The organism is Methylomonas sp. Uni0011, assembly GCF_056850255.1.
Genome location: NZ_JBVVNO010000001.1, coordinates 562,691 through 583,759, shown reverse-complemented (window position 1 = coordinate 583,759; position 21,069 = coordinate 562,691). Strand labels below are relative to the sequence as shown.

Here is a 21,069-nt window from a genome sequence, read left to right as displayed (position 1 = left end):
GTCGCCCGCAGGCATTGAACTTAAATTAAGAATTGGAGAATGGTCGCTATGGCTGAAGAATTGGAAACGGGTTTCGTCGTGGTCTGCAACCACGAACAGCAACACGCCTTATGGCCGGCTTTCAAGCCGGTGCCCGCCGGTTGGCAGCAGGTCAAACCTGCCGACAGTCGGGAAAACTGTCTGGACTATGTCAATCAACATTGGCCCGACATCCGGCCGTTGAGCTTGAGAACGCTATGAAACCGATGACTGCTCAGGAAGAATTCGGAACGCGGCCGCCGTCGCCAGTGGTGCGCACCGTGACATTGGGGCTGAACCTGGACCCGGACCAGCCGGAGCGCGGCGCGGAAGCGGCGCGGCGCTTTTTCGGGAAGGCCGGCAACCGTTTGGCGGAAAGCGGCCTGCGGGCGCGTTGTTTCCGGCTGGCCGGGCAACCGTTGGACCGCTTGCTGCAAGGCCGCCGCATTCGGGCCAATGCCGCGGCCGAATTTGCGGTGCGGATGGAGAATGCGTTGGGCGATATCTGGTTTTGCATGCCCGGCCCGTTTTTCGTCGATGCGGCCGACGACCCGGAATTGCTGGCGCTGGTGCCGGCCGTGATCGGCGCCACCCGCCACGTATTCATGAATACTTTGGTCAGTTCGGCGGCCGGCATGCACCGCGGCGCGTTGCGCCGGGCCGCTGCGGTGGTGCGGGAACTGGCTATGCTGGACCAACAGCATCAGGCCAATTTCCGGTTTGCGGTGATGTCCAATGTCCAGGCCAGTACGCCGTTTTTTCCGGCGTCCTGGCACCAGGGCGAGGCCGGATTCAGTATCGCGCTGGAGTTGTCGGAACTGGCCAACGCCGCGTTTTCGCAGCCCTTGCCGTTCGACGAGAAACTGGCGGTATTCCGCAATCAGGTGCGGCGGGCGGCGCAGGAGGCGGCCGAGTGCGCGGAGGCGCTGGCCGCCGAGACCGGGGTCGGTTTTCGCGGTATCGATTTCTCGCTGGCACCTTACCCCGGCGAGGACACTAGCGCCGTCAGCGCGATCGAGGCGCTGGCCGGCAGTCCGGTTGGCAGTTTCCAATTCCTGTTTTCGCTGTATGCGGTGAACAATTTGCTGAAGCAGGGCTTGGCCGATTTTCCGCAGGTCGGCTACAACGGCACCATGCTGTCGGTGTTGGAAGACAGCCATCTGGCGCGGGCGGTGGGCAACGGTAGCGTCGATGTCAAGGATTTGCTGCTGTACTCTACGGTGTGCGGCTGCGGCCTGGATATGGTGCCGCTGGCGTTGGACGTCGGCGTCGGCCAGATCGCGGCCTTGATCGAAGCGATTTGCACCGAAGCCATCAAATGGAACAAGCCGTTGATTACCCGCTTGTTGCCGAGCAGCGTCGGCGCCAACGGCGAAACCAATTTCAACCATCCGTTTATCGTCAACACCCGGCCGATTGCGCTGAACCGCAACGCGTTTGCGCCGGCCAACGATAGCGAGGCCTTTTTCGATCCCCGACGCTGGGCGCCGACCGCGCTGCCGGCTTGATTTGACTACTACCAAGACAGAGCGATGACTACCGACAATTGGTTTACCGATTTTAATCTGGGCGGCCGCGCGCCGTATCTGCTGGTCTGCTTTCCGTATTCCGGGGCCGGCGCCAACGTGTTTCGCAGTTGGGCCGGTGCGCTGGATAACGTAGACGTGCTGGCGGCGCAGTTGCCGGGCCGCGAACGCCGCATCGCCGAACCGGCCATCGGCGATCTGGACGCGTTGGTCGCCGGCTTGCTGCCGGCGCTGATCGCGCGGCTCGACCGGCCGTATCTGTTGTTCGGCCACAGCATGGGGGCGTTGATTGCCTACCGGGTGGCGCTGGAGCTGGAGCGCCGCGGGGTGCGGCCGCCGAAACAACTGATCGTTTCCGGCTACCGTTCGCCGGAACTTGGCAGCCGCAACCGGGTGTTGCATACGCTGAGCGACAGCGAATTCATCGTCGAATTGCAACGCTACGGCGGCACGCCGGACGAGGTGTTGCAACACGAGGAAACCATGCAGTTGTTGTTGCCGATGCTGCGCGCCGATTTTCGCATCCACGAAACTTACCGCCACGTGCCGCAACCGGCGGCGCAATTCCCAATTGCAGCCTTCACCGGCATGGCCGACCATCTGGTGCCGGGCGAGGATATGGCGCCCTGGCGTGACAAAACCGCGGCCGGCTTCGAACAGCGCCTGTTCGGCGGCGGCCACTTCTTTTTACTGGAGAACCGCGACGCCGTGCTGGGCGCGCTTCAGGACATCGTCAACGAGCATATCAAAGACGATATCCTGCTGCCGATGGCGCGGACTCCTGCCGCAGCCGGTTACGAACCGGTCTTTTAAAATGACGAGACTACTAGTTATGACGCAACCGATCATCAAATTGGAACATATCACCAAGTCCTACGGCCACGGCGACGGTGCCGTCAACGTGCTGCAGGACTTGAACCTGTCGATCCAGCAAGGCGAGTTCACCTGTATCTGGGGCGCTTCCGGCAGCGGCAAATCGACGCTATTGAACCTGATGGGCCTGCTGGACCGCCCGGATCAGGGCCGGATCGCGATCAAAAACGAAGAAGTCCTGGGGCTGAACGACAATCGGCTGGCCGATTTCCGCAGCCGGCATCTGGGCTTTATCTTCCAAAGCTTCAATCTGGTGCCGGTGTTGTCGGCCCAGGAAAACACGATGCTGCCGCTGCAAATCCGCGGCGAAGCCGACGATACGGCGCGGCGCCGGGCGCGCGACCTGCTGGCGGAACTGGGGCTGGAGCGGCATTTGCACAAACGGCCGGACGAAATGAGCGGCGGCCAACGCCAGCGGGTGGCCATCGCCCGGGCCTTGATCGGCGATCCGGATATCGTGCTGGCCGACGAACCGACCGCTAATCTGGATTCGGCCAATAGCGACGCGATCATTTTGTTGATGCAAAAGCTGAATCAAAAACGCAAGGTCACCTTCGTCTTCGCCACCCACGATACCCATTTGCTGTCCTACGCGGCCCGCTCGATTCAGGTCCGCGACGGCCGGATCGTCGACGACCGCCACAATACTTATTTGAAAGAGGCCTCCTGATGTCCATGTCACTCGCAATGCGCTGCAAACTGGCGGCGCGCAACGTCATGAAAAACCGGCGCAGAAGCCTGGTCACCGTGCTGTCGGTGGCGATCGGCTTTCTGGCGCTGAGCTTGTTCGAAGGTTATTTCACTTACGTCTACCGGATTCTGAAAGACCAGGCCATCGTCGGCGAACGTCTGGGCCACTTGACCGTGGTGCGCCGCGGCTTCTTCGACGAGGGGACGTTGGACCCGGAAAAATTCCAACTCGATGCGGCTGCGCTGGATTTGGTGACCCGCACCGTCCGCGAAGTGCCTGGCGTGAAATTGGTCAGCCCGCGGCTGGCCGTCAGCGGCTTGGTCAGTAACGGCACCACCTCGCATATTTTCATCGGCGAAGCGATATCGGCGGAAGACCAGACGGCGCTGCGCGGCGCCGAATACGCCTATCTGCCCGGCAAACTGGCGCCGGGCCAGGACGATGCCGTGGTAATCGGCCAGAAGATGGCGAAGATCATGGGCTTGCAGCAGGGCAGCGACGGCGTGTTGATGGCGTCGACGCTGTCCGGCATGGTCAACGCGGTCGATTTCCGGGTCGGCGAAATCGCCAACACCGGCTCGATGGGCACCGACGACAAGTTCGCGCTGTTGCCGTTAGCGTTGGCGCGTAAGTTGTACGGCAGCGACGGCGCCGACCGGGTTGTGGTATTGCTGGATGCGGTCGATTCGATTCCGGCCGTAAAGCCGGTGTTGCTGGAAAAACTCAAGGCTGCCGGCTTCGACGCCGACATCAAGGAATGGAGCGAATTGTCGGTGTACTACACTCAAGTCAAAGGCCTGTTCGACATGATGTATCTGTTCATCATGGTGGTAGTGGTGATGGTGGCGATGACCAGCGTGGTCAATACCATGACGATGGCGATTGCCGAACGCACCCGCGAAATCGGTACCTTGCGCGCGATCGGCATGCGCTCGATGACGATCAAGAGCCTGTTCGTGATCGAAGGCGTCATCATCGTCTTCGTCGGCTCGCTGGCCGGGATGGCACTATCCTATGCCATCGGTGCCGGCATCAATCTGGCGCAGATTACTTATTCGCCGCCGGATTCTTCGGAACAAGCCGCGCTGGTGATCGAATTGTTGTTTAATAACATGTTCGGTTCTTTATTCACTCTGTCGGTGTTGGCCGCGGTCGCTTCGTATTTCCCGGCCCGCCACGCCACGCAAAAAACCATTGTCGGAGCCCTGGGCCATGTTTGAATTCGTCCGCACCCCTTTATTTGCAATATTAATGCTGGCGGCTTCTGCTGCGGCCGCAGACCCGACGCCGCTGGAACTTTTGAAAGCCAGCGACCGCGCCCGCGGCGGCGAGATCGGCGGTATTACCATGACCAGTACCGTCATCGCCTACCAGGACAATGTCGAGGATAAAAGCTACACGCTGAAGATCGAGGCCGACCAGGACAACTCGTTGGTTACCTTCCTGAAACCGGCCACATCCGCCGGCAAGATGATGCTGATGCAGAACCGGAATATGTGGTTCCTGTCGCCCGACGTCAGCAAGCCGGTGCCGATTTCGCCGCGGCAACGCCTGCTCGGCGAGGCCAGCAACGGCGACGTCGCCACCACCAATTACAGTCGCGATTACGACGCGACCCCGGCCGGCGAAGCGGACGTGGCGGGGCAGCCGTGTTACGTACTGGACTTGAAAGCCAAGGATGCGAACGTGGCCTACGACAAGATTCGATATTACGTCGCCAAGGACAGCCAGTTGGCGTTGAAAGCCGAATACATGACGGTCTCCGACAAGCATTTCAAAACCGCATTGATGGAATATGCCAACCGGGTCGAGGTTGCCGGCAAGAGCCAGCCTTTCGTCAGCAAAATCGAGATTCAGGACGAAGTGCAAACCGGCCAGAAAACCGTGTTGGTTTACGACAAAGTCGAAGCCGCGGCGGTACCGCCGAGCCGCTTCGATCTGCGGGCCTTGCTCAGCCGCTAACGGCCGATGGCTTCGGGGAATGCTCTGCGCGGCTTGCGGCCGGCGTTGCTGGCCGTATCGCTGCCGGGCATCGCCGCCGCAGCCGACAAATTCGAGTTCGAACACAGCTTCATGCTGCAAAGCTTCGGTGCGATTTACGATATTGCCAAGAACAGCAATCTGAATCCGGACAACCAGCTCGCGCAACTGGACAATTTTCAGCAGGGTACCCGGCTGCGGTCGAAATTCACCACCCGTTACGGCGGCTTCAGCGCCAAGCTCAGTCCGCGCTTCGGTTACTTTTTAAGCAACCAGGCCGACGGCGGCAACGTCGTGGCCGGCGAGCATTATTTCCAGGATTGGCTGGCGCAATATGCGACGGACGACCTCAGCCTGTCCTATAGCCGCGAATTGCTGTACTGGGGGCCGTCGTTGTTCGCGTCGCCGTCCAACCCGTTCTTCCCGAACAGCAACCAGACCAACCCCTTCATCGAGCCCGGCGCCCAGGATTTCGTGCAACTGCAGTATTTTCACGATTATTCCAACACGCTGGCGTTGATCGGCAGCGTGGCTCGGGGCCGGTCGACGCTGGAAACGCCGGATTTCAAGAAAACTGTGGCGCTGAAATACGACCACCGCGGCGACGATTATTCGCTGAGCGCGATTGCCGGCTACCGCGAAAACGACGGCCTGCCGCAGGGCGGCATGTTCGGCCAGTGGACGCTGAACGATTCGACGCTGCTGTATTTCGACGTCGGCATGAAAGGTAAAAGCTACGGCTTGTATCCGCAGGCATCCGATTCGCCGCTGGGCTACGAATTGGCGCCGAACGGCAACGGCCGCGGCTGGTTCGTCGACTTCCTGGCCGGCGGTTCCTATACCTTCGACAACGGCGACGTATTGAATTTGGAATACCGTCACAGCAACGAAGGTTACAGCAATGCCGATAGTGCCGCTTACCGGCGCATGGCCCAGAACGCCGCCGGGTTGCTGCTGGGTGCCGATCCCAATTTGCAAGGCTTGGCCGCCGGCACCCTGGCCCAGGCCTCGTCGGTGCAAATCCGCTCGCTGAATCAGCATTACCTCTACGCCAATTACCGGGTGCACGAAATCGTCGAAGACCTCAGCCTTAATGTGCTGTATTCGCAAAACCTGCAGGACGGCGGCGCGCAACTGGTGCCGATTGTCGAATACAACCTGTTCGGACAGGTCAATCTGGCCGCCAACCTGGTATTCAATCTGGGCGGTAGCGATACCGAGTTCGGTGGCTATCTGAATAATATCTATTTCCTGGGTGTGAAATATTACTTCGACTGAGCGCCGGCAGATGAACATGGATAACGCAGGGTCTGGCGTTGCGCCGAATTTCGCGGATTTAAGGCAACGGTTTCCGCCGGTTCCGGCGCCGACACAGGGGAGGGCGCAAGTCTGGCTGGCCTGGACCGAGCGTTTTGCCGATCCGGAGACGCTAGAAATCTGCCGCAATCTGCTGGCCGCGGACGAGTTGGAAAAGTGGCGGAAGTTTCATTTCGAGCGCGACCGCCAGCTGTATCTGGTGGCACACGCCATGGTCAGATTCGTGTTGGCCGCTTATCTGGATACCGAGCCGGACAAATTGCGGTTTACCGCCAATCGCTACGGCCGCCCCGAACTGGTCCGCAAACCGGGCATGGCCGATGTCCGCTTCAACCTGTCCCACGCGCGCGGACTGGCGGCGCTAGTGGTCAATTGCGATACGGATTGCGGAATCGACGTCGAGGCGAAGCGCGATTTGGGCGACCTCGCAGCGATGGCCGGCCAGGTACTGACCGTAGCCGAACGGGAATATCTCTGGCGTTTGCCGGCAGCGGAACGGAATTGGGCGTTTCTGAAGTTCTGGACCCTGAAGGAAGCCTACATCAAAGCCCAAGGCACCGGCCTGTCGCAAGAGCTGGACCGGTTTGGGTTTACCTTTGGCGAGGATAAAACCATCTATTTCCGTCCTAGTAGCGCGGAAGAGGCCCCCGCTTGGCAATTCGCGCAAAGCTATCCGGGGCCGGAGCATGTTTTAGCGCTGGCATTTCGCTGCGGCGGAGGGCGGGAACTGGATACGACTTATCACGAATGGCTGCCGCACCGGTTGAGCGGTGGTTGAACCGATTGCCTACCGTGAATCTGCATTGGGGCTTTCAATTTAGCTATGCTTAACAAAAATGCTTGATTGCAAGACCAGACTCGGGTGATGCGACCCGGGTAACGATCACGATTGTCGCGCGGGAAAAAGCGATTTTGGACGAGGTGCGGCCGATGTTTAAGCCAGTGGAATTGAAGGAATCCAACTAGGACTGACGTTTGAGATGGGCACGGGTATCGTGCCCACTTTCGCAACATTGGCCTCATAGAGTACTGAATTTGTTTTCGATACAACAATTCTTGATATTAAAGGAACAAGGATGACTGACCAAGCGAGTGAAGAAATTAAACAAGAGATCGAAAATCAGACTATCGCTGATTTTCTCGAAGGCACACCTCCCAATCAACTTATTCATATTTCTGATCTATCGGTTTGGAAGGGAGGCCAATATGGGAGATTTAATGTCATGCATACACCTGAGATACAGTTGCATTGCGAAAATGACAGTTGCAACGGTATAAGGTTTTTTAGATGTGTATCCGGTGATGATCAAGTTTTATCAGTTAAAAAATATGTGTACTTTTTTGTTACATATCTTTGTTCTAACTGTCAGAAGGTCGAAAAAGTATTTGCCCTAGCTGCAATGGTTAGGACAGACGGAGAACCGGAGGGTGCCTGTTATAAGTTTGGAGAGTTACCTATCTACGGGCCTCCAGTGCCATCTAAATTGATTAAGTTGATCGGACCTGATCGAGACGAATTTCTAAAAGGCCGTCGCTGCGAAAATCAGGGGTTAGGGGTTGGTGCATTTATCTACTATCGGCGAGTTGTTGAAAATCAAAAGAACCGAATACTGGGCGAAATAATCAAAGTTTCCGAAAAAATTGGTGCATCAGAAGATAAGATTAATCTATTAAAGTCGGCGGTTAGCGAAACTCAATTCAGTAAGGCTTTGCATATTGCCAAAGAGGCTTTGCCTGAAAGTTTGCTGATTAACGGGCATAGCCCGATTCTGCTGTTACATTCAGCACTCAGCGAAGGGGTGCATGCGATGTCGGACGAGCAATGCCTGGAGATGGCAAGCAGTGTTCGTGTCGTTCTGGGAGAATTGTCGGAGCGGCTCGCGCAAGCCTTAAAGGACGAAGCGGAGTTGACGAGGGCTTTGTCGACGTTGATACACAATAAGCCGAAATAGGAGTACTATCATGAAGCAAATTAGACACCTAACAGGTTGGTGAAAAACCATATTTGAGACGCTAATTTTGCTCAATCGAACCAGTATTTAGTAGTAAAATAGCTTCGTCGGCACTAAATATAGAGTCATTCAACGCCAAAAAAGAGTTTTTCACCAACCTGCTAATACTGAATTTTTTCGAAAAATTTAATTTTCGAGTAAGTAGTTGAGCTAAAACTGCAAATAATAGATGCGTAATGGAAGATAAAAAGTTGATTTCTGAACAAGCTTTAGTGGAGTTATATCGGCAGATCCATACGCAAATTGTCAGATACCGAGATAATCAATGGCAAATTGTGATTTGGGCGATTGGCCTGCTTGTTGGTGCGACAGCCATTTCCAGGAATATATCTATAAATAGTGAGTGGCGAATAGTGATTAAAACTCTCGCAGTAATTTTCGAGGTAGTTGCAGCCAGCTACAGTATTTGGCACCTCTATTTCGTGCATCAAGCACTTACTTGGAATAGAAAACTTCGCCAAAAGTTAGAAGAACAATTTCAATTTCATATTCCAGGAGCGTATTTCTCACCATCAGTTTTGCTTGAATCCTGGAAAGGTCGCACTATCAATTTTTGGCAGGGAAAAGGACATTTGTGGTCTTGGTGGGAGCTTATATTATAGTTACCGTTTTATACGGAATCACAGATGTGTTGATGCATAATGAAGCCTGAATTTCGTCCACGGAGCATAGGACGTATCGAATGCCGGGAAGCGCAGCCGTTGCGCGTTGATGTTTGCTCGGCACAACCCAACAGGTTGGTGAAAAACTCATTTTTGACCCTGACTCAGTCTGTATTTAGTTTAAGTTATGATACTGCAGACACTATATATTGATTAAGTTGGCCAAAATTAGCGTCTGAAATATGGTTTTTCACCAACCTGCTAAGCGGGTGCTAACCTTTCGAGTTAGGTCAATTTCCGTTGCTTACAGACTTTACGAAAACAAAGCCAACCGGGGTCCAACATGAAAAATTCGGTTCTAACAACAATATCAATTTCTCTTTTAGCGGTAATATCGATGCTTTTTTTAACCGGGCTGAATGACTCTGAAACAAAGCTCGAATATCGTGTTCTTGCAGAAAAAACTTCGGCCGCTCAGCTTCAAGAAGTATTGGATAATGGCGTATCCCAAGGATGGAAACTTCATACTTACGACGGATATCGCGGTATCGTTATTATGGTCAAGGGATAGTAGTTTACACCGATTTCATCTTGTCCTACCACGTTAAAACAATGTAACGACATAAACAATCAATATCTATCGCCAAAAATACAGCTCTAATTAATAACAACCAAAGGAATTATCATGGCTCAGCAAATTGAACAATATACACTCGGTTGGCATCCTGAAAAAGGCAGTGCTTACAGGATTAAATTGGTTGGAAGCGCTTGGAGTAATTGGATATTCGTACCTGCCGCCGATCTTGCGGCTTTGGCCGCAATTTTTAACGAGCAGCCGGTCTATCTACAACCTGACAATTCGATAACGACAGGTCCTGAACCGATTGGCGACTGAATATTAAGCAAGCCGCATTTCTCTGATTATCCTAGTCTAATCGGAGAAACGAATTGCTTTCCAATGCTCGCCTATTATGATGCCCACCTATATTAACCGTTTTCTTCACGACCAGGGCCTGAAGACGATTTGCGAGCCGCGGTTTTTGAAACCGCTGCCGGATGCGGAAGAAGAGGCGTTACTGGCACGGCGCACTCAATTCGTAAAATTCCACCGGGAGATGTTTAGGCTAAGTTACGAGGAGATCGAAAAGATTGCACGCGGCTGTTCTCGTACTAGGGATCGAGAACGTTGGCGTGCCTATCAACCAGAACAGTCAATACAATGCGATTTACGGTTGTTAGAATATGCCATCGAGTTCCAATTGGCGATGCGCAACGATTCACCCGTTAATATTGAGCTTCTTCAGGTGTGCGCCTCTTGGTTCCGCAAATATGCGGATTTGGCAGAGGATGAGCCACATATCACCAGCGATTATTTGTTGGAGATGGTAAAGGAATGGCTACTTTGTGCGGAAGAGTAGCCATCGGTTGACATCTAGCATTTTCGATCACGTTAGGCGGCAGTATTGGGCTTATCAGGCTGGTGAAAAACTCCCAAAGCCAAGCAATCCGAGACCGATAACGGCTGGTACCGGTTAAAATAGGCTACCTAAATTTGGAGATGCCCCAATGCGCGGACACGATGCCATCCAACACAGCTGGTTCAGCTATGTCAGCCTGGAAGAGCGTATTCCCAAACAACATCCGCTACGCCGCTTACGGCTATTGGTCGATGGCGTCTTGGCCTCGATGGACTCGGTTTTCGCCGAACGTTACTCGCATACCGGTCGCCCGTCGATTGCCCCTGAGAAACTGTTGCGGGCCTTGCTGTTGCAAGTGCTCTATACCATTCGCAGTGAGCGACAGTTGATGGAACAACTGGACTACAACCTGCTGTTTCGCTGGTTTGTCGGCTTGGGCATCGACGATGCTGTCTGGGAACGCACGGTATTCAGCGCCAACCGCGAGCGCCTATTGTCCGAATCCCTCAGCCGCGAATTTTTCACCCGAGTGCTGGCCATAGCCGAATGGCAAAACCTGGTGTCCGACGAACACTTCAGTGTCGATGGCAGCCTGATCGAAGCCTGGGCCTCGCACAAAAGCTTCGTAAAAAAAGACGGTAGCGGTCCGGATAAGCCCGCCGGCCGCAATCCCGAGGTCGACTTCAGCGGCGAAAAGCGCAGCAACGCCACCCACCAAAGCACGACAGACCCGGAAGCGCGGCTCTACAAGAAAGGTGAATACACCGAAGCCAAACTGCGCTACATCACCCACGCCTTGTCCGAGAATCGCAACGGCCTGATTGTCGATGTCGAAACCACCCAAGCCACCGGCACCGCCGAAATCGAAGCCGCCCAAAAAATGATCAAACGCCGCGTGCCCAAAGGCGGCAGCGTCGGTGCCGACAAAGGCTACGACCAACCGGCGTTCGTCAACCAACTCAATGCGCAAGACATCAAAGCCCATGTGGCCCGTAAAAAGACCGGCAGTGCCATCGATGGCCGCACCGCTCGCGGCAAAGGCTATGCCCAAAGCCTCAAGCGTCGCAAAATCGTCGAAGAGGCCTTCGGCTGGATCAAGACGGTCGGCGGCCTGCGCAAAACCCGCCACATTGGTTTAGCCAAAGTGGCGGGCCAAGCCTTATTTTGCTTTGCCGCGTACAACCTGACACGGCTGCTGAACTTACTGGTATTCACGCCGAAACCGGCGTGGGCTACGCCCACCTAGGGCGAAGTGCGCCTGAAGACCGTCCAAAGACGGCTTCAGGTGGATAAAAAGGCCTCGAAACAGAGGCCTAACCGTTGAAACTCGATTTTATGACTGATTTCAACGCGAAAAAATCACGAGAACCGTGGGTAAGGGAAAATAGGCGCAAGTTTTTCACCAGCCTGTTATGAGCCGTTACAGCCAACCGCCGCCCAAGGCTTTGTACAAATCCACCATCGCACTGATTTGCTTTTGCTTGGTTTCGATCAATTCCTTCTTGGCTTCCAAAGCATCGCGCTGGGTCAGCAATACCTCCAGATAATCGGCTCGGGCCGATATGAACAACTGATTGGCGACTTCGATCGATTTCACCAAGGAATCCACTTGCTGGCGTTTTAACTGATAGTTTTTGTCCAGCTTGTCGATATTGGACATTTGATTGGCGACTTCGGCATAGGCGTTGATGATGCTTTGCTCGTATTCGTATGCCGCCTTGACTTGTTTGGCGTTGGCGTTTTTGTATTCCGCGGTAATCGCATTTTTGTTGACCAGCGGCGCCACCAGCTCGCCGGCGACCATAGCCGCCAGCGATTCGGGAGTATTGATCAGGTATTTCAATGCAAACGCTTGAAAACCGACACCGGCCTTGATGCCGAACGAGGGATAGAAATTGGCCCTGGCCACGTCGATGTTCAAATCCGCGGCCTTTAACTCCAATTCGGCCTTGCGGATGTCGGGCCGGTTTTGCAATAGCTCGGAAGGCACGCCGACACTCAAGGCTTTGGGTTTAATATCCATAAAGCCATTTGACGTGCGTTCTATCGGTTGCGGGGTTCTACCCAGCAGGGTATTGATCCGGTTCTCGACGACTGTGATTTGCTGTTCGATCTCGTATTGCCGAGCCTGGTTTTTTGCGACCTCGGCTTCGTAACGCTTAACGGCCAATGCGGTGGTTCTGGCGAAGTTTTGCAATTGTCTGACCACTAACAAGCCGTTTTTCTGAATCGCGATATTCTGCCGCAAGTTATCCAACTGGTTATCCAAGGCCAGCAATTCGTAATACGAATGCGCGACTTCGGCGACCAGGTTGGTCACCAAGAAATTCCGGCCTTCAGCGGATGCCATGTATTCGTACACCGACACCTGGGTGGCGTTTCTGAGTTTTTTCCAGATGTCGATTTCCCAGGTCGAGAATAAGCCGAACTGGTAGTCGCCGAGGAAGGCCGGGAATGACTGGCCTTTGCCGAGGGTCAGATTGTCCTCGACCGCACCGTTGCGGGTGTATTGCGCGGTCTTCTCGCCACCCGCCGAGGCGCCGAATGTCACGAAGGGCAAGTATTCCCCTTTGCGCGCCTGGATTTCGTTTTCGGCGATGCTGATTCGCTGCAGCGCGATGTTGATTTCCTTGTTATTCGCGACGGCGGTGTCAATCAAACTGCGCAAATTCGGATCGTCGAAAAACGCCTGCCATTTCACGCTGGCGGAACTGGTTTGTTCGTTGACACCGGTTTTGAATTGCTCGGGCAATTGGGTATCGGCGGTTTTTTTGGTCATGTCCGGAATACCGCAGGCTTGCAACATAGCCGTTGCCACGGCCGTTACTAGCAAAACATTGATTTTATTCGTCAGCATCTTGGGTACCGTCGTGATAGGTTTCGGTGAAGGGATTGACGTCTTCGTGTTTGATCATGCGTTTGCCTTCGATCAATTTCGCGAAGATGTAATAAAGCCCTGGAATCAGCACCACGCCGAACAGGGTGCCGAATAGCATCCCGCCCAAAGCGGACGTGCCGATGGTGCGGTTGCCGACCGCGCCGGCGCCGGTGGCGAAGGCTAGCGGCACCAGACCGGCGATGAAGGCAAACGAGGTCATCAGAATTGGCCGGAACCGCGCTTTGGCGGCTTCGATGGCCGCTTCCCGCACTGATAAACCGTGTTCCTGACGTTGCACCGCGTATTCGACGATCAACACCGCGTTTTTACCGAGCAAGCCGACCAGCATCACCAAGCCTACTTGGGAGTAAACGTCGTTGGCCAAGCCCATGGTTTTTAGTAATAGGAAGGAGCCGAAAATACCTGCCGGCAAGGAACAAATCACCACCAAAGGCAACACAAAACTTTCGTACTGGGCTGCCAATACCAGATAGACGAACACCAACACCACGACGAAGATCGCTAGCGCCTCGTTGCCGCGCGCCGCTTCGTCGAAGGACAAGCCTTCCCAGGCTACATCGAAGCCTTGCGGCAAAGTCGCTTTGGCAACATCCTTAATCGCATTGATCGCATCGCCGCTGGTGTAACCGGGTGCCGGTTCGGCGCGGATCGCCGCCGAGTTATAGAGGTTGTAGCGGGTCAGCTCATTCGGACCTTGTTGCGGAACGACGGTCATGAAGGCCGAGTACGGCACCATTTCGCCCGCGTCGTTTTTCACGTAGTAATTCAATACGTCGGTGGGAAAGCGGCGAAACTCCGGCAAGGCTTGCACGTAGACCTTGAAAAAGTTGTTGAAGCGAATAAAGCCTTGTTCGTAGGTACTGCCGATCATGATGTCCAGATTTTCCATGGCTTTGTCGATATTCACGCCTTTTTGCATCGCTAATTTGTTGTCGATTTTCAGCTCGTATTGCGGGTAGTTGGCGGCATAAAAGGTGAACAATCCAGTTAACTCGGGGCGTTTACGTAAGGCGGCCATGAACTCCTGGTTGAGTTTGTCGAACTGGAAGTAATCGGTGCCGGTAGTCTTGTCCAATAGGCGGAAGGCCAAGCCCGATGCAGCGCCGTAGCCGGGTACTGCCGGCGGTTGGAAGAATTCGATCACCGCGCCGAAGTCGTGGGTTTTTTCTTCCAATTGCCGAATCACGTCCTGCACCGAAACCTTGCGCTCGCTCCAGTCCTTCAGGTTAATGATGCAGGTACCGGCGTTGGAACCGCGGCCTTCGGTCAATACCTCGTAGCCGGCCAAGGACGATACCGACTGCACGCCGTCGATTTTTTCGGCAACTTCTTCCAGTTGCCGCGCCACTTTGTTGGTGACCTCGATGGTTGAACCGGGCGGTGTTTGGATGATGGCGTAGATCATGCCCTGGTCTTCGCCGGGGATGAAGCCGGCCGGCAAGGTCTTGTCGACGGTAAAAATCCCAAAACTGAATGCCGCCAACACCGCGACCGTGACGATGCGGCGGGTGACCACTACATCCAATAGTTTGACGTAACGTCCGGTGACTTTTTCGAACAGATAGTTGAATCCGTCAATTAACAACGTGATCGGGGTTTTGCGCTTCGGCTGGCCGTGGCTGTTTTTCAAGATCATTGCGCACAATACCGGCGCCAACGACAGCGCGACGACAGCGGAAATGACGATGGAGGAGGCCATCGCAATCGAGAACTGCCGGTAAAACACCCCGACCGGGCCTTTCATGAAGGCAATCGGTACGAATACCGACACCATCACTAAGGTGATCGCGACGATGGCGCCGCCGATTTCGCCCAAGACCTGCCGCGAGGCGGTATAGGGGTTGAGATGTTCGGCTTCCATTTTGGCATGCACCGCTTCGACCACGACGATGGCATCGTCGACCACCACGCCGATCGCCAATACCAACGCGAACAGTGTGATCAAGTTGATCGACAAACCGAAGGCCGACATCACCGCAAACGAGCCGATCAACGACACTGGCACCGCCAGAATCGGAATCAAGGTCGAGCGCCAGTCTCCAAGGAACAGGAATACCACCAAGGTCACCAAGACAAAGGCTTCGCCTAAGGTGTGCAACACTTTATGAATCGAGGCTTCGACGAAGCGCGACACGTCGTAGTTGATCTCGTAGTCCATGCCTTCCGGGAAGGATTTTTTCAATTCCTCCAATTTGGCTTTGACGTCTTCGATGACCTTGGTGGCGTTGGTGCCGTAGTTTTGTTTCAGAACGATGGACGCGGACGGGAAAGAGTCCTTGTCTGAATAAATGTTGTAAAACTCGCTGTCCAGGTCAACCTTGGCGATATCTTTTAAACGCAAGATTTCGCCGTCGGAGTTGGCGCGGATGATGATGTCGGCGTACTGTTCCGGCGTGTTGTACCAGCCCTGATAAATCAACACATATTCCTTGGATTGTGCCGCCATGCCGGTACTTTGGCCGATGCGGCCGGGCCGGCCAATGATGCTTTGCTTGGCGATCGCGTCCATGACTTCTTCGGTCGAAACACTATAGGCCCTCATCCGGTCCGGGTTCAACCAAATCCGCATCGCGTATTGGCGGGCGCCGAGGATTTGCGCTTGGGCGATGCCGTAGATGCGTTGGATTTCCGGGATGACGTTGACGTAGGCGTAGTTGAACAGGAATTTCTGGTCGGCGTTCTTATCCTTGCTGTAGAGATTGACGTACATCAGCATGCTGGGCTGGACGAAGTTGACCACCACGCCTTCCAAGCGCACTAGATTCGGCAAGCGGCTCATCACTTGATCCACGCGGGTCTTAACGTTGACCATGGCGATATTCGGATCGACGCCTAACTCGAACAAGACCTGTATCGTGGCCTCGCCGGCGCTGGTGGCGTCCGAGACGATGTACTTCATGCCGGGTACGCCATTGATGGCGCGCTCGATGGTAATCAGCGAGGATTTGACCAGTACGTCTGCGCTGGAACCGGGGAAGGACAAGGAAATCGTTACCCGCGGCGGAGCGATATCCGGAAATTGCGAAACGGGCAGGGTACGGATTGCCAAAAAGCCCATGAACAGAAAGCTGAGCGACAACACGATCGCCATGACCGGTCTTTTAATGAATATGCTAAACATAGTAATTCCCTGGCTAAGGCATTATTCGGTGTATAACTGCAATTCGGCGAACGCTTTTTCCGGCGGCAATAAGTTGAGTTCGACTTGATCGCCGACATGGACTTTTCTTAATCCTTCCAACAATATTTTTTCGCCGTCTTTCAAGCCGTTTTTGATAATGAATATATGCGGTAATTCGGCTTCGATATTAATTAATCTTTGCTCGAGTTTACCGTCGCCGTTGACGACGTAAACGTAGGTTTTATCCAGAATTTCGAAAGTGGCTTTTTGCGGGATTAATAGGGCGTTTTTATAGGGCTTTTTCATTAATATGGTGCCGGTTTCACCGTGGCGGAGTAGTTTGTCTGGGTTGGCAAAGGTGGCACGGAATTCGATATTGCCGGCGGTATTGTCGAAATCGGCTTCTATGGTTTCGATTACGCCGTCCTGGTTATAAATTTGGCCGTTAGCCATTCTTAATTTGACTTTGGCGATAGTCTCGTCGTTTTTATGGGTTTTGAAATCCAGATACTCGGCTTCCGGCACGTTGAAATAGACCCACAACTTACTAATGTCGGATAAGGTGGTGAGTAAAGCACCATCCTCGACCAAGCTGCCGTTTCGGACATTCAAATGATCCATGATGCCTTCGAATGGAGCGTTGATGTCGGTAAATCCTAAATGGGTCTCTGCCAGTTTCACTTCGGCGTTGGCCTTGTCCAATTTGGCTTTAGCGAGAGCCAATTCGTTGGGCGAAACGATTTTTTGGTCGGCTAACCCTTTAGTATTCAGATATTCGATATTCATGTTATTGGCTTCTGCCTGAGCCTTTAACAATTCGGCTTGGTAAATATTGGGCATAATCTTGAACATCGATTGGCCTTGGCGGACCAATTGGCCTTCGTCGACGAAGATACTTTGGACATAGCCTCTTTCCAGCGCGCGAACTTCGATATGGCGGTAGGCGTGAATCTGGCATACGTATTCCTTGGTAACAGACGTGCTTTCCCGGATTGGAGTAGTTGCCTCCAATTTCGGTTTTTCTGCGTGAGACTCGGTATCCTCCGGCTGGCAGGCGGTTAATAGAATTGCAAGTAGGCTCAGTAAGACATGAGTTTTATTTATCATGACAGTTATCTCACGGATAATTTTGTAAAACTTTTAGTAAAAAATTTGAATCAGCCATACTTTTAACGGCTATACCGATACGGAAATTCGAAATAATCAATTTTGACCATCGAATATTTCTGCAGCGGTGGTAAATCATTGAATACTTGCCTGGGTAAACTTGTTATCTGACGGCGGTAATATCCGTTCCCATTGGCTGTCAGCGCTTTTTGTTAACGTGTTGCAAGCTTGGTGCCATATTTTTATTGTTTTAAATCAGTGCTTTGGATTGGTGTATTTGCCAGATGGGTAAAATTACCCAATTGCAATCGTCAATCCGGGGAATATTGCCCACTTGCTTAGCAAACAAGGAGCAGGGAGGTGGAGATCGTACCGTAGCGACATGTTCGGGTTCTTTGAGAATCCTCCGAACGTTGATTTTTGCCAATCCGGGCTATACCAGCCCCGGCGCGTCGTTCAGGTATTTCAATTGGTGTCAGGAGATAGGAGCAATGGCTCACCGTTGCCGGCTTTTAGTAAGTGTTGGCATGGAAATCGCTGAAATGCGATCAGAGCCGAATTCGAAACTGAAATGAAAAGCTCGATTCCGTAAGCCAGTTAAAGGAGTAAGCAATGAAAAATCCAATCCACAATATTGCGAAATACACGGCCTTGATATTAATTTCGGCATTGCCGTTTTCGTTGGAAGCCGCCGCCGATCCTTTTCAAGGGTATAAGCCGACGATCATGGAAAACAATTTTGACGGCGAGTTAATCGAGCCGCCGACGGTGAAGGATGAAGAAGAATAGGCGGTCTCGATCAATAGAGATTGATCGAGTGTGTCCTTACACATGGACGGAAGAATAAAATGGCAAAGTTGCCGAAGAATGATACTATCGGCTAGTCGAATTTCTAATTCCGGAGATGTTGTTATGATACTGCTGACGATCAACGACATGAGCGAATGTCTGGATTTTATTATGTGGGGCAATATCGAGTTTGCGATGCAACTTGAGTTGTACAACGCCTACCAAGTCCGAAAAGCCATTGCGCCCGCCGCGACCGGCGCTCTCGCCCACTCATTCACCATTCTCGATATGTCAAACCTTAGTCAGTTGCAAAGTATGGCTTCTGGAGAAACGCTTTATATCGTCGGACACGGTATTTCTGACTTTAGCGGCATTGCCATCCAACGAGGAACCAAACCAAACTGGGATGTCTACACTTGGTCCGATCTCGGAAAAAAGATTGGCCGATACTTACCCGCCAAAATCGAAGCCATTCACCTACTCGCTTGCTATGGCGCCCACGGACTCAAAGAATTGGGTCGAGGCTTATCTTCCAGCGGAAAGGCTGGAGTAAAACTTCGCGGTTATTACGGCCCCGCGATCAACTCCAGTGCAACAGGGCCAACGTCTGTAATTATTGACAATAAGCCTGGTTGGAGCGGAGAGCAGGACCTGTTGATTGGCAAGTACATCCCTCAATCCAAGCTAGATTCTTGGCGTAGTTCCCATTCTTCGGCTAAAGCTGTGGATATCGCAATTGAGGCGGCGGACGTGGCGTGGGATTTTTATTACCAATATGGGGTTAAGTTTGAGTCGAAAGGGTTCTTTTACGCTCCGAGCAAACGTGAATCGAAAATATACGAGCAAACATCTTGATCTTGCGCTGAAGCCCCGTCAGGTGGAATAAGCGGAAGCATTCTGACAAGTTTTAAATCCCCAGAAACCCTGCCGCTTATTCTGGCTTACCGATTCGGCCTTGCTCATAACCAACTGAGATTAGCCGCCTTCGTCTTCTTTGCCGTGCCACGACATCGCTAACAGCATCAAACAGAACAGTAGCAAGATCGGCCAGGAATAGGGGGCGAGCAGCAAAATGCCAATTGCGGAAAACCCCAATACGCCGAAAAAAATCATCATACCCATACCGAACAGCGCCATTAGCGCTAACACGCCGATCAGGCCCGTAACCACGAGCAGGATCGGCATCGCCGCCAGTCGGAATAACGGGTCGGCGACCGGTTGGCCATCGACCAATAAACTGACGCGGCCGACTTCGGGATGAAGCAAATACACCAAGCCGGCAAACAAGCAGCCGAGCAGCAAGGTTTTAATCAGTAGGTGGCGGTTTTTCGGTTGCGGCATGGTCTGTTCCTCGGGATTAGGGTTGTTCTTCGATAAAACCGTCTTCGTAGAGTTTGAATTTGACCGGGCGGCCGTTGACGTCGCCGATGACATTGTAGAAATGCACATCCACCGATTCGGTCTCGGTGACTTTGATTCCCGGATAATTCGCTTCTATGGTCTGCATTTGCGGATAGCTAAGCGCGAAATAGGGCACTTCCTTACTTAATCTCATCAATTTGCCGCTGGCGGCAACAACGATATCCCAAGTCATCAATTCCTGATTGTTCTCGGTTTTATCGGCTTCGATCTCGAACCTGAGCAGATTGTTATCGGTGATGCGGCTGATTTTACTGATCTGGGTCCGGTCGAGTATCTCCAACACCGTTTTCTGTACCGGTTCGGGTAACTGATCGAATGGGATAGCGTTGGTATCGGCTGCTAAGCAATTCGCCGCCTGCAAAAGGGTCGCCAACATCGCGGCAACATAGTGTTTGTTCTTCATCTTCATTCTCCTGCTTCTAACCGGTCGTAGTGCGGACGGTTTGCAGTTTTATATGAAATCTCCGTGCCAAGTCCGAACTCGAAGCAGATTGGAGAGCACGGATAGCAGATACATGCCGGTTGCTGGCACGGATATCGCTGGTTGACGACACAACCAATTAGTCAACATCAGGAGCACATCATGAACCTACCATTCAACCTATCTCAAACGGCGGTGATTAAAAGCTTAAAAACGCTACGCCTGGATTTTTATATTTTTGCGGTGCTGATTTTTCTGTCGATACTGGGGGTTGGTATCGCCGATGCGTTCGAGACCCCGGCACACTGGTATTGGATGGGGATGGTTCCGGTGTATTTCGCCGCCTGTATTTTCCTGGAATGGCAAGCCATTCTCCATAGCGGCAAGTCGTTGCGGGATATTCTGCTTTGGCAAACCCAGCATTGGTTGGGCGTGTTGGCCGCGTTTTTTATGGCGTTCAAGTTGCGCGAAATCGGCAGTCTGGACAATCAGGCGACCGGTTTGATCTTGTTGTTGTTACTGGCTTTAGGGACATTTCTGGCCGGTATCACCACCGGTTGGTTGTTTCGGCTGCTGGGTATCTTTCTCGGCTTCAACCTGATCATGGTGGCGTACATGGAACACTACGTAGCGGTAACGATTGCCTCGGCCGCAGCGATGCTGTTGTTGTACCACTATCTGGCGAGAAGCCTGGATCAGGGGATTGCCGCGCGCGTGGCCGACGATGCCGCCGAGTAGCCTTGCCGCATTTCCAGCCAACGGTGCGTTGATCCGTAACCTAGTGGTGAATATCAACCACGCTAGCGGTAATTTTCCCCAATCGGCCAGTTCTATTTTTGATAGACACTGTGGCAATGGGGCTATGCCAGCTGC

General features: G+C 53.2%; 22 protein-coding genes. 17 read left to right on the top strand and 5 right to left on the bottom strand.

Annotated features, from left to right (window positions below):
* The first annotated feature begins 48 nt into the window (after window positions 1-48).
* The 14 genes from AC0IM9_RS02680 (at window position 49) to AC0IM9_RS02615 (ending at window position 11,683) form a co-directional block, all read left to right on the top strand.
* Window positions 49-240: an MbtH family protein gene (locus AC0IM9_RS02680; RefSeq protein ID WP_445370212.1), complete on the top strand. Its 192-nt coding sequence runs from the start codon at window positions 49-51 to the stop codon at window positions 238-240.
* Window positions 237-1,526, top strand: a complete 1,290-nt coding sequence (locus tag AC0IM9_RS02675; RefSeq protein WP_482802954.1) for a DUF711 family protein — start codon at window positions 237-239, stop codon at window positions 1,524-1,526. The genes AC0IM9_RS02680 and AC0IM9_RS02675 overlap by 4 nt, the downstream gene beginning before the upstream one ends.
* 24 nt (window positions 1,527-1,550) lie before the next feature.
* Window positions 1,551-2,357 carry a thioesterase II family protein gene (locus AC0IM9_RS02670; protein WP_482802953.1) on the top strand — a complete coding sequence of 269 codons (807 nt, stop codon included), beginning with the start codon at window positions 1,551-1,553 and terminating at the stop codon, window positions 2,355-2,357.
* A 19-nt stretch (window positions 2,358-2,376) separates the two neighbouring features.
* Window positions 2,377-3,087: an ABC transporter ATP-binding protein gene (locus tag AC0IM9_RS02665; protein WP_140912270.1), complete on the top strand. Its 711-nt coding sequence runs from the start codon at window positions 2,377-2,379 to the stop codon at window positions 3,085-3,087.
* Window positions 3,087-4,328, top strand: a complete 1,242-nt coding sequence (locus tag AC0IM9_RS02660) for an ABC transporter permease (RefSeq protein WP_482802952.1) — start codon at window positions 3,087-3,089, stop codon at window positions 4,326-4,328. Before AC0IM9_RS02665 ends, AC0IM9_RS02660 begins: the two co-directional genes overlap by 1 nt.
* Window positions 4,321-5,070: an outer membrane lipoprotein-sorting protein gene (locus AC0IM9_RS02655; RefSeq protein ID WP_482802951.1), complete on the top strand. Its 750-nt coding sequence runs from the start codon at window positions 4,321-4,323 to the stop codon at window positions 5,068-5,070. The genes AC0IM9_RS02660 and AC0IM9_RS02655 overlap by 8 nt, the downstream gene beginning before the upstream one ends.
* Window positions 5,071-5,076: 6 nt before the next feature.
* Entirely contained in the window at window positions 5,077-6,366 is a 1,290-nt protein-coding gene (locus tag AC0IM9_RS02650; protein ID WP_482802950.1) for a hypothetical protein, read from the top strand.
* Between the two features lie 16 nt (window positions 6,367-6,382).
* Window positions 6,383-7,183 (top strand): 4'-phosphopantetheinyl transferase family protein, encoded by an 801-nt coding sequence (locus AC0IM9_RS02645; protein ID WP_482802949.1) that lies wholly within the window; start codon window positions 6,383-6,385, stop codon window positions 7,181-7,183.
* 298 nt (window positions 7,184-7,481) lie between these two features.
* Window positions 7,482-8,357, top strand: a complete 876-nt coding sequence (locus AC0IM9_RS02640; RefSeq protein WP_482802948.1) for a hypothetical protein — start codon at window positions 7,482-7,484, stop codon at window positions 8,355-8,357.
* Window positions 8,358-8,593: 236 nt separating this feature from the next.
* Window positions 8,594-9,019: a hypothetical protein gene (locus AC0IM9_RS02635; RefSeq protein ID WP_482802947.1), complete on the top strand. Its 426-nt coding sequence runs from the start codon at window positions 8,594-8,596 to the stop codon at window positions 9,017-9,019.
* Window positions 9,020-9,362: 343 nt separating this feature from the next.
* A complete protein-coding gene (locus AC0IM9_RS02630) occupies window positions 9,363-9,590 on the top strand; it encodes a hypothetical protein (RefSeq protein ID WP_482802946.1) in 228 nt (75 codons plus the stop codon).
* Between the two features lie 114 nt (window positions 9,591-9,704).
* Window positions 9,705-9,914 carry a hypothetical protein gene (locus AC0IM9_RS02625; protein ID WP_482802945.1) on the top strand — a complete coding sequence of 70 codons (210 nt, stop codon included), beginning with the start codon at window positions 9,705-9,707 and terminating at the stop codon, window positions 9,912-9,914.
* A 76-nt stretch (window positions 9,915-9,990) separates the two neighbouring features.
* Window positions 9,991-10,437, top strand: coding sequence for a hypothetical protein (locus AC0IM9_RS02620; RefSeq protein ID WP_482802944.1), 447 nt, complete (start codon window positions 9,991-9,993; stop codon window positions 10,435-10,437).
* A 148-nt stretch (window positions 10,438-10,585) separates the two neighbouring features.
* The gene (locus AC0IM9_RS02615; RefSeq protein ID WP_482802943.1) at window positions 10,586-11,683 is read left to right on the top strand and encodes an IS5 family transposase; all 1,098 of its coding nucleotides are present in this window, start codon (window positions 10,586-10,588) and stop codon (window positions 11,681-11,683) included.
* A gap of 174 nt (window positions 11,684-11,857) precedes the next feature.
* On the opposite strand, the gene AC0IM9_RS02610 is transcribed toward AC0IM9_RS02615, so the two are convergent.
* Genes AC0IM9_RS02610 through AC0IM9_RS02600 form a run of 3 tightly spaced genes read right to left on the bottom strand, consistent with a single transcriptional unit; the run spans window position 11,858 to window position 17,564 of the window.
* The gene (locus tag AC0IM9_RS02610) at window positions 11,858-13,294 is read right to left on the bottom strand and encodes a TolC family protein (RefSeq protein WP_482802942.1); all 1,437 of its coding nucleotides are present in this window, start codon (window positions 13,292-13,294) and stop codon (window positions 11,858-11,860) included.
* Window positions 13,281-16,457: an efflux RND transporter permease subunit gene (locus AC0IM9_RS02605; RefSeq protein ID WP_482802941.1), complete on the bottom strand. Its 3,177-nt coding sequence runs from the start codon at window positions 16,455-16,457 to the stop codon at window positions 13,281-13,283. Before AC0IM9_RS02605 ends, AC0IM9_RS02610 begins: the two co-directional genes overlap by 14 nt.
* A 21-nt stretch (window positions 16,458-16,478) precedes the next feature.
* Window positions 16,479-17,564 (bottom strand): efflux RND transporter periplasmic adaptor subunit, encoded by a 1,086-nt coding sequence (locus tag AC0IM9_RS02600; protein ID WP_482802940.1) that lies wholly within the window; start codon window positions 17,562-17,564, stop codon window positions 16,479-16,481.
* 612 nt (window positions 17,565-18,176) lie between these two features.
* Here AC0IM9_RS02600 and AC0IM9_RS02595 point away from each other — a divergent pair.
* On the top strand, window positions 18,177-18,353 hold the full coding sequence (locus AC0IM9_RS02595) for a hypothetical protein (RefSeq protein WP_186289558.1): 177 nt from the start codon (window positions 18,177-18,179) through the stop codon (window positions 18,351-18,353).
* Between the two features lie 123 nt (window positions 18,354-18,476).
* Complete coding sequence (locus AC0IM9_RS02590) at window positions 18,477-19,208, top strand: hypothetical protein (RefSeq protein WP_482802939.1); 732 nt, start codon at window positions 18,477-18,479, stop codon at window positions 19,206-19,208.
* A gap of 120 nt (window positions 19,209-19,328) precedes the next feature.
* Here AC0IM9_RS02590 and AC0IM9_RS02585 read toward each other — a convergent pair whose 3' ends face one another.
* Window positions 19,329-19,694 carry a hypothetical protein gene (locus AC0IM9_RS02585; RefSeq protein WP_482802938.1) on the bottom strand — a complete coding sequence of 122 codons (366 nt, stop codon included), beginning with the start codon at window positions 19,692-19,694 and terminating at the stop codon, window positions 19,329-19,331.
* Between the two features lie 16 nt (window positions 19,695-19,710).
* Window positions 19,711-20,178, bottom strand: a complete 468-nt coding sequence (locus tag AC0IM9_RS02580; RefSeq protein WP_482802937.1) for a hypothetical protein — start codon at window positions 20,176-20,178, stop codon at window positions 19,711-19,713.
* Between the two features lie 180 nt (window positions 20,179-20,358).
* Between AC0IM9_RS02580 and AC0IM9_RS02575 the strand changes: the two genes are divergently transcribed.
* A complete protein-coding gene (locus AC0IM9_RS02575) occupies window positions 20,359-20,934 on the top strand; it encodes a hypothetical protein (RefSeq protein WP_482802936.1) in 576 nt (191 codons plus the stop codon).
* Window positions 20,935-21,069 lie beyond the last annotated feature (135 nt).

What these genes read in the sequence shown, in the direction of transcription:
- AC0IM9_RS02680 (WP_445370212.1), top strand. Translation starts at nt 49, where the DNA reads ATGGCTGAAGAATTGGAAACGGGTTTCGTCGTGGTCTGCAACCACGAA.
- AC0IM9_RS02675 (WP_482802954.1), top strand. Translation starts at nt 237, where the DNA reads ATGAAACCGATGACTGCTCAGGAAGAATTCGGAACGCGGCCGCCGTCG.
- AC0IM9_RS02670 (WP_482802953.1), top strand. Translation starts at nt 1,551, where the DNA reads ATGACTACCGACAATTGGTTTACCGATTTTAATCTGGGCGGCCGCGCG.
- AC0IM9_RS02665 (WP_140912270.1), top strand. Translation starts at nt 2,377, where the DNA reads ATGACGCAACCGATCATCAAATTGGAACATATCACCAAGTCCTACGGC.
- AC0IM9_RS02660 (WP_482802952.1), top strand. Translation starts at nt 3,087, where the DNA reads ATGTCCATGTCACTCGCAATGCGCTGCAAACTGGCGGCGCGCAACGTC.
- AC0IM9_RS02655 (WP_482802951.1), top strand. Translation starts at nt 4,321, where the DNA reads ATGTTTGAATTCGTCCGCACCCCTTTATTTGCAATATTAATGCTGGCG.
- AC0IM9_RS02650 (WP_482802950.1), top strand. Translation starts at nt 5,077, where the DNA reads ATGGCTTCGGGGAATGCTCTGCGCGGCTTGCGGCCGGCGTTGCTGGCC.
- AC0IM9_RS02645 (WP_482802949.1), top strand. Translation starts at nt 6,383, where the DNA reads ATGGATAACGCAGGGTCTGGCGTTGCGCCGAATTTCGCGGATTTAAGG.
- AC0IM9_RS02640 (WP_482802948.1), top strand. Translation starts at nt 7,482, where the DNA reads ATGACTGACCAAGCGAGTGAAGAAATTAAACAAGAGATCGAAAATCAG.
- AC0IM9_RS02635 (WP_482802947.1), top strand. Translation starts at nt 8,594, where the DNA reads ATGGAAGATAAAAAGTTGATTTCTGAACAAGCTTTAGTGGAGTTATAT.
- AC0IM9_RS02630 (WP_482802946.1), top strand. Translation starts at nt 9,363, where the DNA reads ATGAAAAATTCGGTTCTAACAACAATATCAATTTCTCTTTTAGCGGTA.
- AC0IM9_RS02625 (WP_482802945.1), top strand. Translation starts at nt 9,705, where the DNA reads ATGGCTCAGCAAATTGAACAATATACACTCGGTTGGCATCCTGAAAAA.
- AC0IM9_RS02620 (WP_482802944.1), top strand. Translation starts at nt 9,991, where the DNA reads ATGATGCCCACCTATATTAACCGTTTTCTTCACGACCAGGGCCTGAAG.
- AC0IM9_RS02615 (WP_482802943.1), top strand. Translation starts at nt 10,586, where the DNA reads ATGCGCGGACACGATGCCATCCAACACAGCTGGTTCAGCTATGTCAGC.
- AC0IM9_RS02610 (WP_482802942.1), bottom strand. Translation starts at nt 13,294, where the DNA reads ATGCTGACGAATAAAATCAATGTTTTGCTAGTAACGGCCGTGGCAACG.
- AC0IM9_RS02605 (WP_482802941.1), bottom strand. Translation starts at nt 16,457, where the DNA reads ATGTTTAGCATATTCATTAAAAGACCGGTCATGGCGATCGTGTTGTCG.
- AC0IM9_RS02600 (WP_482802940.1), bottom strand. Translation starts at nt 17,564, where the DNA reads ATGATAAATAAAACTCATGTCTTACTGAGCCTACTTGCAATTCTATTA.
- AC0IM9_RS02595 (WP_186289558.1), top strand. Translation starts at nt 18,177, where the DNA reads ATGAAAAATCCAATCCACAATATTGCGAAATACACGGCCTTGATATTA.
- AC0IM9_RS02590 (WP_482802939.1), top strand. Translation starts at nt 18,477, where the DNA reads ATGATACTGCTGACGATCAACGACATGAGCGAATGTCTGGATTTTATT.
- AC0IM9_RS02585 (WP_482802938.1), bottom strand. Translation starts at nt 19,694, where the DNA reads ATGCCGCAACCGAAAAACCGCCACCTACTGATTAAAACCTTGCTGCTC.
- AC0IM9_RS02580 (WP_482802937.1), bottom strand. Translation starts at nt 20,178, where the DNA reads ATGAAGAACAAACACTATGTTGCCGCGATGTTGGCGACCCTTTTGCAG.
- AC0IM9_RS02575 (WP_482802936.1), top strand. Translation starts at nt 20,359, where the DNA reads ATGAACCTACCATTCAACCTATCTCAAACGGCGGTGATTAAAAGCTTA.